Raw genomic sequence first — 11,388 nt, 5'->3', positions numbered from 1 at the left:
ACGTGCATGATCAGTTTCTCTTAACGATCAACCATCCAATCCTCAAAAATCATAAAGCGCACGGTCAGGAACTGTTGCCCGGATTAGCCCATATTGATCTGTTGTATCAAATGTTTCGGGAAAATGGTCATGATTACCGCGAGCTTGAGCTTCGCAATCTAACGATCTATCATCCGATCATGGTGGGACAGGATTATGATGTCATGCTGAGCATTCAGTGCACGCAAGGAAAAGCAGGGCAGTGGCAGATTCGGATGGAGGGTCAGACACAGCGCAACGGCATATTAGACTTGGAGAAAAAGCTGTATGTCACTGCTGAAATGCATCAAAGTGCCTCTGCGCAGTTCGATGAGACGCTGGATCTTGCCATGCTAGAGCAAGCGGCAAACAAAAAGATCAATCTTCATGACGTATATGAGCAATGCCGTCGTCAGGAATTGGTCCATACAGGTTTTATGAAGGCAGAAGGAACGATTTACGAAACAGATTCTACGGCGGTAATGGATATTTCACTCGGTAAACATGCCCTTCCCAGTGCGGAAGGGTTCATGTTTCACCCGACCTTGATCGATGGGTCTGCGATCGGCTCGATGGTATTGTTCACTTCGGTTATACAAGGAGAGCAACGGCTATTTTTGCCGCTTTTTTATGAATCTTTTCGTGCTTCCGCCCTATTGCAGCAGCATTGCTTTGCCAGAGTACAAACTTCATCCATCCAAAGAAAAAATGAACTGATGTATATGACGATGGAGTTCTTTGATCGTTCAGGCAAAAAAATTGCGCATTTGCAAAATTTTGCAGGCAAGCTCGTTCGTGATCCTGGCCTGATCCATTCCAATAAAAACGAAGTACCTCCGCTTCGAGCCGAGCTCCAACCATCGAAGCAACCGGTGTCTCTTTCGAAAGGACCCGTTCATGAGGCGAATGAATCGCAATCTGTCGTCGTAAGTAAAGCACAAACTTTTTTACAACAACTGCTGGCAGAGCGTTTACAAGTTCCGGCTGCGTTGATTGATACGCAGATTGGTTACTATGAAATGGGGTTGAACTCACCAGGCTTGTTGGAAGTGGTGAAGGCTGTCGAAGCGAAAGTAGGAGTGTCTTTGGCTCCTACTTTATTGTTTGAGTATACGAATATCGCTGAGTTGGCCGCCTATCTGGCCGAGAATCATGCTTCCGTATTCAGTGGGCTTGATTTGACGAAACAGGAAGGCAGGCAAGAGTTGCCGCAACCTGCAAAAGTTGGAGCTTCATCAGCAACCTCTGAGAATCACGCAGCGATTCCCAATGAAGAAATTGCAATCATCGGGATGGCAGGTCGCTATCCAGAGGCAAGAAATCTCCATGAATTCTGGATGAATTTAAAAGAAGGCAAAGACTGCATCAAAGAAGTCCCGAAATCTCGCTGGGATTGGCAGCAGTTTGGAGAACTCAAATCCCCTTCTGGGAAGCAAATGTCCAAATGGGGAGGGTTTATTGAAGACCCCGATTGCTTTGATTCTCCCTTTTTCAGAATATCGCCGCGGGAAGCAGAAACGATGGACCCCCAGGAGCGTTTGTTTTTGGAAACATGCTGGGAAGCGATGGAAGATGCAGGCTATACGCCGAAGACGATTGTTCCGCCTCGGGGGAGCAGTAACAGGCGGCAGGTTGGTGTCTTTGTTGGCGTGATGCACAAGGATTATTCCCTCATCGGAGCGGAAGCGATGTCGCGGGGCGAAATGTTCCCGTTGTCCTTGAACTATGCGCCGATTGCCAATCGCGTTTCTTATTTCTGCAATTTTCATGGTCCGAGTATGGCGATTGACACCGTTTGCTCCTCCTCGCTGACGGCTGTTCATTTGGCGTTGGAGAGCATCAAGCGAGGAGAATGTGAGGTAGCATTGGCGGGTGGGGTCAATTTATCCTTGCATCCCGGCAAATACTTGTCATACGGCATGATGGATATGCATTCGAGTGATGGTTATTGTCATACCTTTGGCAAGGATGGCGACGGGTATGTTTCTGGAGAAGGCGTCGGTACGGTCGTATTAAAGCCATTGCGCAAAGCGATTGAGGATGGCGATCATATTTATGCCGTGGTAAAAGGAAGCAGTGTAAACCACGTCGGATCGGTGAGCGGGCCTTCTGTGCCAAGCCCTGTTGCTCAGGCAGAGGTCATTACAGCATGCCTGGAAAAGAGCGGTGTAGACGCGAGAACGATCAGTTATGTGGAAGCGCACGGGACCGGAACCTCTTTAGGAGATCCGATTGAAATTCAAGGATTGGTGAAAGCGTTTCGTCAATATACAGAGGATCAGCAGTTTTGTTCCATAGGCTCAGTGAAGTCAAATATCGGACACGCTGAATCTGCCGCAGGTATCAGCGGGTTGCAAAAAGCTGTTCTTCAGCTCTACCATAAAACGCTCGTTGCTTCCTTACATGCCAAGGAAGTGAATCCGTTTATTGATTTTGCGCAATCTCCTTTTTATGTACAGCAGCGGACAGAAGAATGGAAATCAGTGATCATGGAAAATGGTCAAGAAGTGTCCGTTCCGAGACGAGCAGGGGTAAGTTCGTTTGGCGCTTCGGGGTCCAATGCCCATCTAATTTTGGAAGAGTATATCCCAGTTGAAACAAAGTCGAAAGCGCAAGCCATTGCCCATAAAAATCACCCAGTAATGATTCCGCTATCTGCCAAGAATAAGGAACGATTGCAAGTCTATGCGCAAAAAGTAGCGGACTTTCTAAAAAGGGCATCATCTGGCAATCACCCTCAACCAAGTGAGGAAGAGAAGCGAAAACAGCTTCAAGAAATGCTGGAGAAGAAGCTTCGCAGAATGTTATCCACTATTATTCATGTGGCAGAAAGCAGCATCGAGGTCGAACAAGAGTGGCATGAATACGGAGTGGACCTCGTTCAAATCACACAGCTCAAGCAAAAACTGCAAGAGGAGCTGCATATTCAGCTTGATTTCAAGGAATTCGATCAAGGCAGCTCCATTGCTTCTGTTATCGCTTCTCTCATGGATAGCCATCGAGACGAGATAGAAGTGGAAATTCCGTCTTTTGCTGATCGAGAGACGCGAATCGATCTGGAAAATGTGGCGTATACCTTGCAAGTTGGACGAGAAGCGATGAAAGAACGAGTAGCCTTTGTCGTCGAGGATATACCCGAGCTGATCGGAAAATTGGAAGCTTTTTCGCGAGGCGAGAATACGATCGATCATTGTTGGATAGGGAGCTTGAAGCCGAACAACGACCAAGACTCTCAACAGCTTATCCAAAGCTGGATTGCAGAAGGCGACATCAGAAAAATAGCTGAATGTTGGGTGACAGGCTATGAAATGGACTGGGAACAGCTATACCAGAATAACAAACCTAGACGTGTGCCCTTGCCGACGTACCCATTTGCAAAGAATCGTTATTGGATTCCAGAGAGCAAAAGTAAATCGGTGAGCCGCAAGACAGCAGCTCCATTTATGAGCGAAACTGCCATTCATCCACTTTTGCAGCGGAATACTTCTGATTTTTCTGAACAAAAGTTCAGTTCCACCTTTACAGGTCAGGAGTTTTTCTTATCAGATCATGTCGTGAAGAATCAGAGAATTTTGCCGGGAGTCGCCTATCTGGAAATGGCGAGAGCAGCAGCAGAGCAAGCAACGGCTGCCTTGACTGAAGAACCAGCCCAGATTCAACTCAAAAACGTGGTTTGGACACGGCCAATTGTTGTGGGTGACCAACCTGCACAGATACATATCGGTCTTGTTCCCGAAGAGAATGGTGAGATTACTTTTGAAATCTATAGCGAGTTGGAGGCGATGGATGCAGAACCCGTCGTACACAGTCAGGGCAGCGTCATGCTTCATGTTGTTGCTGAGAAACATGCGTTGAATTTGCCATCCTTACAAGCAGAGTGCAATCAACGAGCGTTTTCATCCGAACAATGCTACAGCATTTTTCATGCAATAGGGATGGATTATGGTTCGGCTCATCAAGGAATTGACGCCTTGTATGTAGGGGAGGGTCAAGTTTTAGCCAAGTTATCCTTGCCAGCCACCGTCTCCGAGATGGAAAACCCTTTTGTCCTGCATCCAAGCTTAATGGATTCGGCTTTGCAGGCATCGATCGGGCTCATGATGGTTGGGGAAGAGACCCCATCAGCGGATGGTCATTCGAGCCGAAAGCCGTCCTTGCCTTTTGCCATGGAGGAAGTGGAAATCTACGGCAAGTGCACATCCTCGATGTGGGCGTACGTTCGTTACAGTGCCATCAGCAGCGCAGACGACAAAGTGCAGAAGCTGGATATTGATTTATGCGATGAAAAAGGAACGGTTTGTGTACGAATAAAGGGATATTCCATGCGAGTGCTGGAGGACGGGAAGCAAGCGAGCCATGTTTCTTCGAAAAGCGCTTCTTCCGCAACTTCTCTGGAGCCTCCTGTGGGGAATCTCATGCTGTCTGCTGTGTGGGATGTGACTCCTGTTGAGAAGGGACAGCTTTTCCCCACTGCTGATGAGCAGGTTGTCATTGTGGGCGGAAATGAAGAGAATAGGATCGCCATTCAACAATACTATCCACGAGCAAAAGTATTGTCCATTCAGGCTGAGAATACGATGGAGGAAATCGTATACCGACTGGAAGAGCTTGGTTCCATCGATCATCTGGTGTGGATCGCTCCTTTTGATGCGATAGACTCCTTGGCGGATCATCGATTAATCGCGGGGCAAGATCAGGGAGTGATTCTATGCTTCCGAACGATTAAAGCCTTGCTTCACTTGGGATATGGAAGTAAGGAGTTGGGGTGGAGTGTCATCACGGTTCAAGCCCAGCCTATATGCCATACAGATGTTGTGAATCCTTGCCACGCCAGTATTCATGGATTAATTGGTTCGATGGCGAAGGAATATCCAAACTGGAAGATTCGACTCATGGATGTAGAGGCCGAATCTGAATGGCCGCTGGATGATATGTTGAGGCTGCCAAGAGATCGTCAGGGTCGTCCGTGGGTTTATCGTCAAGGTGAATGGTATCGTCAGCAGTTGCTCACCGTCGATCATCCTCCGATTGATCAGACACGATTGAAGCAGAGTGGTATTTATGTGGTGATTGGCGGTGCTGGTGGCATCGGCGAAGCATGGACCGAATATATGATACGTACCTATCAAGCTCAGATCATATGGATTGGTCGCCGTCAAAAAAATGAAGAGATTCAAGCCAAGATAGATAGACTTGCCGCTTTTGGACCAGCACCAGACTATATAGCAGCGGATGCAACGCAGCAGGACGCTTTGCAACAAGCTTATGAACAGATCAAGCAAACGTATCAACGGATTGACGGAGTTGTTCATTCTGCCATGGTCTTGGTGGAGGAAAGCTTGGAAAACATGCAAGAGGAAGGTTTCCGAGCAGTGCTTTCGTCTAAGGTGGATGTGAGTGTGAACATCGCTTTGGTGTTTGAGAAGGAGCCGTTGGATTTTGTCTTGTTCTTTTCATCACTCATGGCAGTTACGAAAGCTCCGAAGCAAAGCAACTACGCGGCTGGTTGTACCTTTAAAGATGCCTATGCTCATCAATTGACTCAAGCATGGCCATATGCGGTGAAACTGATCAATTGGGGATATTGGAGCAGTGGGCAAGTAGAAGATACTCATCAGGAGATGGTAGAAACCTATCGTCGTTTGGAGCAAATCGGCATTGGGCTGATTCAGCCGCAAGAAGCAATGCAAGCCATAGAGACACTTCTCGCAGGAGCCATGGATCAAATTGCTTTCATGAAGATCACGAAGCCTGTTGTCATTGAAGGGATGAAGGTAGAGGAATGGGTGGATATTCACTCTGCAATATACCCGTCCACGCTACAGCTGTCTGCCCATGAAAATGAGGGGCTTGCTGATGTAGTGGCTGCCTTTATCAAGGAGAGATTGAAGCATGACCAATCAGCGGGAATACGGATTCTCGAACTTGGAGCAGGTACAGAGTCTACGAGTTCCTTCCTTTCACAAAAATTACATGCCTATCAATCTTTTGTGAGCTTCGAAGCTTTTGATCCAGAAGCGGCGTTAAGTGAACAAGGATTGGATGCTGGTGAGTACGACCTGATTATCACAGCGAATAACCTGCACACCGCTCAACAAATTCGCCAAACCCTGCGTAACTGCAAGAATCTCTTAAAAAGGAATGGTCTGCTTCTAGTAAAAGAGATGATGGAGGAAAACGTACGTAAAGACCTCACAGAAGGTCTTACACTACCTCTGGAAGGTTGGCAGAAAGGATTGAGAGATGAGGGCTACCGAGTTGTCTCCTATCCACAGTTGATAATTGCGGAAAGTGACGGCGTTGTCCGCAAGTCCAAACAACAGCAGAAATCAATGGGGACCTCAGCCTCTTCTTTACCAACTCCTTCAAATGCAGACAGAGGAACAAGCACGGAGGCAATGCTTCGGGAGAAAAGCGTAGCCTATTTCAAGCAATTGGTCGGAGAAACACTGAAAATTCCATTTGACCAGATCGATTCTTCTGCCGCCCTGGAGGAGTATGGCATTGATTCGATTATGATTGTGCAAATGACAAATGTCCTACGGAAAAAAATGCATCAGATCAGCACGACCCTCTTTTTTGAATATCAAACGATTGATGCGCTGGTCGAGCATTTCATGACAACACAAGCGGATGATTTACTAGCATTAGTAGGAATGGAAGAACAAGAACCTGTTCAAATGCAACTAACCAACTCAGCAGCTTCTGGAAAGACAACCCAAGAGCAAGCTGGCTCGACATTTCGAAAGGCAAAGTCTCGCCGATTCCTGCATGTTCCTGATCCAGAAGCGGAAAAAACAACAGCGCCGTCCAGACAGGATGTGGCGATCATTGGTCTTGCAGGACGTTATCCGCAAGCGGGGGATGTCTGGGAGTTTTGGACTCGGCTGAAAGAAGGGAAGAATTGCATCACGGAAGTGCCGAAGGATCGTTGGAATTGGCAAGAATTTTTCAGCGAAGAAAAAGGGAAAAGAGGATACATGTACACCAAATGGGGCGGTTTCATCGAGGATATCGATAAATTCGACCCGCTCTTTTTCCAAATTTCGCCTAACGAAGCAGAGCAGATGGACCCGCAGGAGCGCCTATTTTTACAAACGGCATACGCCAGTATGGAAGATGCGGGCTACACTCCTGCCACTTTGGGAGAAAGCAGAAAAATTGGTGTGTTTGTTGGTGTCATGAATGGAAATTACCCAGCAGGAACGAGCTACTGGTCGATTGCGAATCGAGTTTCCTACCTGTTCAATTTCCAAGGACCGAGTCTAGCAGTGGATACGGCGTGCTCCTCTTCTTTGACGGCGATTCATTTGGCATTGGAAAGCTTGTACAGCGGTACAAGTGAATGTGCCATCGCTGGCGGGGTCAATTTAATTGTCGATCCGTTTCACTATATCCGACTGTCTGGAGCGACGATGCTTTCTGCTGGTGACCGCTGCAAGTCGTTTGGCGATCAAGCGGACGGTTTTGTAGATGGAGAAGGTGTGGGAGCTATCGTATTGAAGCCTCTGCAAAAGGCGATTGCCGACGGAGACCACATATACGGCGTCATCAAGGGAAGCATGCTCAATGCAGGCGGCAAAACGAATGGATACACCGTTCCCAACCCCATCGCACAGTCGCAGGTAATCCACGAGGCATTACAGCGAGCGGGAGTGGATGCTCGTGCCGTCAGCTACATCGAAGCGCACGGTACAGGTACCGCTTTGGGCGACCCAATCGAGATTGCGGGACTGACTCGTGCATTCGGACAACACACGAAAGACAAGCAATTCTGCGCGATTGGCTCGGCCAAGTCAAACATCGGACATACGGAGAGTGCCGCAGGAATTGCGGGATTGACCAAAATATTGCTTCAAATGAAGTACGGTCAAATCGCACCATCCTTGCACGCTGAGGTCATGAATCCAAACATTGATTTCAGTGATACACCATTTGCGGTTCAGCAAAAGCTGGCAGAGTGGCAAAGACCAATCATTGAAATCAACGGAGTAACCAAGGAATATCCGAGAATCGCTGGGCTATCGTCGTTTGGGGCGGGAGGAGCCAATGTCCATATTGTCATCGAAGAGTATCGCGAAAAAGATAGACAGCCAGAGAATAGCTCGCAGCCACAGCATCCAAAAGTGATCGTGCTCTCTGCAAAAAACGAAGAGAGACTGTTGGCTCAAGTGAATCGATTATTGAAGGCCATCAAGGAAGAATCATTCACTGATGCCCATTTGGCTGATATCGCTTTTACGCTTCAGGTAGGACGGGAAGCGCTGGAGGAACGCTTGGCTGTCCTCGTCAGATCAGTTGATGAGCTTGCGGAAAAACTAACGCATTTTGCAGAAGGTGAAGAGAACATTGCCAAGCTGTATCGTGGGCGAGTGAAACGCAACCACGACACGGTAGCCCTTTTTGCTGATGAAGATATGAAACAAACAGTGGAGACATGGATTGCCAAAGGGAAATTCGCAAAACTGATGAACCTTTGGGTCAAGGGCGTCTCTTTTGATTGGAATAAGCTATATAGCGAAGATAAACCGCGGCGCGTCAGCTTGCCTACTTATCCTTTTGCCAGGGAGCGTTATTGGATAGACGTTGAGAAGCCAAAGGCAGCAGGTATGAACGAATCATCTTCGGTTAGAGGGGATATCCTCCATCCATTGCTTCACAAGAACACTTCTGACCTCTATGAGCTGAGATATAGTTCCATCTTCACAGGGCAGGAGCCGTTCTTGGCTGACCATCTTGGAAACGGGCAGCGCTTCTTTCCACTCACTGCTTATCTGGAAATGGCACGGGCGGCAGTGAAGCAGGCAGCGGGAGATAGAGAGGGGACTTTTTCTGGAATCCGAATGTCTCATGTTGTCACAGATCAACCGCTATTGGTGGGCGAGGATTTGGTTCAGGTACACCTGGGGATCCATCCAGAGGATACTGGAGAGCTTTCCTATGAAATCTACAGCAAATCAAATGAAGATGATACCGAGTCTGTGGTACACAGCCAAGGTATGGTCGAATTCACTTCGTTCGTTGAAGCACCAATTTTGGATCTACCTGCCTTGCAAGCCGAGAGCAGTGAGATGCTTACTGTCCGACAATGCTGCGAGCTGTTAAAAGAACGTGGAATGGCTGATCATCCGAGTTTTGAAGGGATTGAAGAGGTATACAGGGCGCGGGAACAAGTTCTGGTAAAACTCTCCTTGCCCTCGATTGCCATGGAAACAGCAGGACAATTCGTTCTCCATCCTAGCCTGCTGGAGTCTCTATTGCAGTCATCTCGTTATCTCGTTACGGAGGCTACAACATCTGGCAGCATCAGCTTCATCCGACCTGATGGTTCTTTTGTCCTTGAAGAGCTGGAGATTTACGAGAATCATCCTGCTGCGCTGTATGCTCTCATTCGATACAGTGATGATGCCAAAGTGGAGAATAAAAAAATAGATATCGATCTATGTGATGAGGCAGGCAGAATAGGCGTGAGGATGAGAGGCTTTTCAATGGGGAGTGAAAAACGAGGTGCGACGGTGAGGGAGACTCAGGAAACAGTGACTCAGGAAACAGTGACTCAGGAAACAGTGACTTCCGCTCCCGCACTGATGGGAACCACGATGCTCACTCCAGTATGGAACGCCGTGTCTGTAGAAAATGGGGAAGTCATTCCATCAATGAGTGATCAAGTAGTCATCGTTTGCGCCGAAGAAAAGGACAGAAGTCTCCTTCAACATCATTACCCTCAAGCTACTGTTTTACCGCTTCAGTCAGATGATTCTATTGAGGTCATCGCAAGTAAGCTGGAAGAGCAGGGTGTGGTCGATCACATCATGTGGGTTGCTCCCGATAGCTGTGTGAAATCCGTAAAAGAGGAGTCCGTGATGAACGAGCAGGAGCGGGGCGTTATTCAAGTTTTCCGCTTGATCAAGGCTTTGCTTGCGCTGGGGTATCAGACGAGAGACTTGGGCTGGACGATCATTACTGTCCAGGCACAGGCTATCTACCAAAAAGAGAAAGTCCATCCAACGCATGCCAGCATCCACGGATTGATCGGGTCGATGGCGAAGGAATATCCGAACTGGAAGGTAAGACTCGTCGATTTGGAGGCGCATGCCGAGTGGCCGCTCCATGATATTTTTACTTTGCCTGCCGATGCTCAAGGAAACGCTTGGGCATACCGTGGACACACGTGGTATCGCCAACAGTTGATGCCGGTGCAGAGACCTTTCACGAAGCAAACCGTCTACCGGCAACATGGCGTCTATGTTGTGATTGGAGGCGCGGGCGGTATTGGACAGGCGTGGAGCGAATACATGATCCGAACCTATCAAGCCCAGGTGATTTGGATCGGTCGTCGCATGAAAGATGAGTCGATTCAGAACAAAATAAATCAACTTGCTGCCCTGGGACCTGCACCACTCTACATCGAAGCTGATGCTACGGATCGCGAGTCGCTGCAATCTGCTTATGAGGAGATCAAAAAGCAACATGGCAAGATTAACGGGGTGATTCATTCCGCCATTGTCCTCCTGGATAGAAGTCTGGCGAATATGGACGAGACGACCTTCCGAGCCGGACTGGTACCAAAAGTAGAGATAAGTGTGCGGATGAGCCAAGTGTTTGGCGAGGAGCCATTGGATTTCGTCCTGTTTTTCTCCTCGATTAACTCGTTTACGAAATCGCCTGGACAAAGCAATTATGCTGCCGGCTGCGCCTTCAAAGATGCTTTCGCTCATCAGCTTGCCAAGGAATGGACATGCGCGGTGAAAGTAATGAACTGGGGATACTGGGGCAGTGTTGGAATCGTTGCGTCCAAGGGCTATCAGGAACGAATGGAACAGATCGGCATTGGCTCGATTGAACCTTCAGAAGGGATGGAGGCATTGGAAGCCTTGCTAACAGGTCCCATGAATCAATTGGCGCTGATGAAAACGACCAAGCCACTCGAGATGGAAGGAATCAATACACAGGAATCGGTTACAGTCGTTTCAACCAAAATTTCCTCCAGCATGGCAAGCATTAAAAACAAATTAAAAGTAAAAGAGATGCCCAAAGCAGCCTATTTTGCATCAGAAGCAGGTACGGGCACGGACAGCTTGTTTGAGAACGTACAAGCAACGATCATTCAGCTCGCCTCTCAAATCCTGAAGGTAGAGAGCGAAGAAATCGATATGGATAGTGAACTAAAAGAATACGGATTCGACCCAGTCAAGCTCACGGAGTTTTCTACCAAAATCAGTCAGACGTACAAGCTTGATCTGACACCTGCTGCGATGATGGACTATCCAACGCTTAAACACATTACTGAATTTCTAGTCAATGCCACTCAGAAATTTCAACCAGCAAGAGAACAGGACAAACCGGTTCTATACGTGTAAGCCGAAGGAG

Annotated in this window: 1 protein-coding gene; it reads left to right on the top strand. The window is 48.0% G+C overall.

The features are described 5' to 3' along the window. Positions 1 to 2 precede the first annotated feature (2 nt). Positions 3 to 11,378, top strand: coding sequence for an SDR family NAD(P)-dependent oxidoreductase (locus HP567_RS22435; protein WP_173608316.1), 11,376 nt, complete (start codon positions 3 to 5; stop codon positions 11,376 to 11,378). Positions 11,379 to 11,388: the final 10 nt, after the last annotated feature.

The organism is Brevibacillus sp. M2.1A, from assembly GCF_013284355.2.
In the GTDB taxonomy this organism is placed as follows: Bacteria; Bacillota; Bacilli; order Brevibacillales; family Brevibacillaceae; genus Brevibacillus.
Note: the sequence above shows the minus strand (reverse complement) of the source record. Positions and strands in the feature narration are given on the sequence as shown.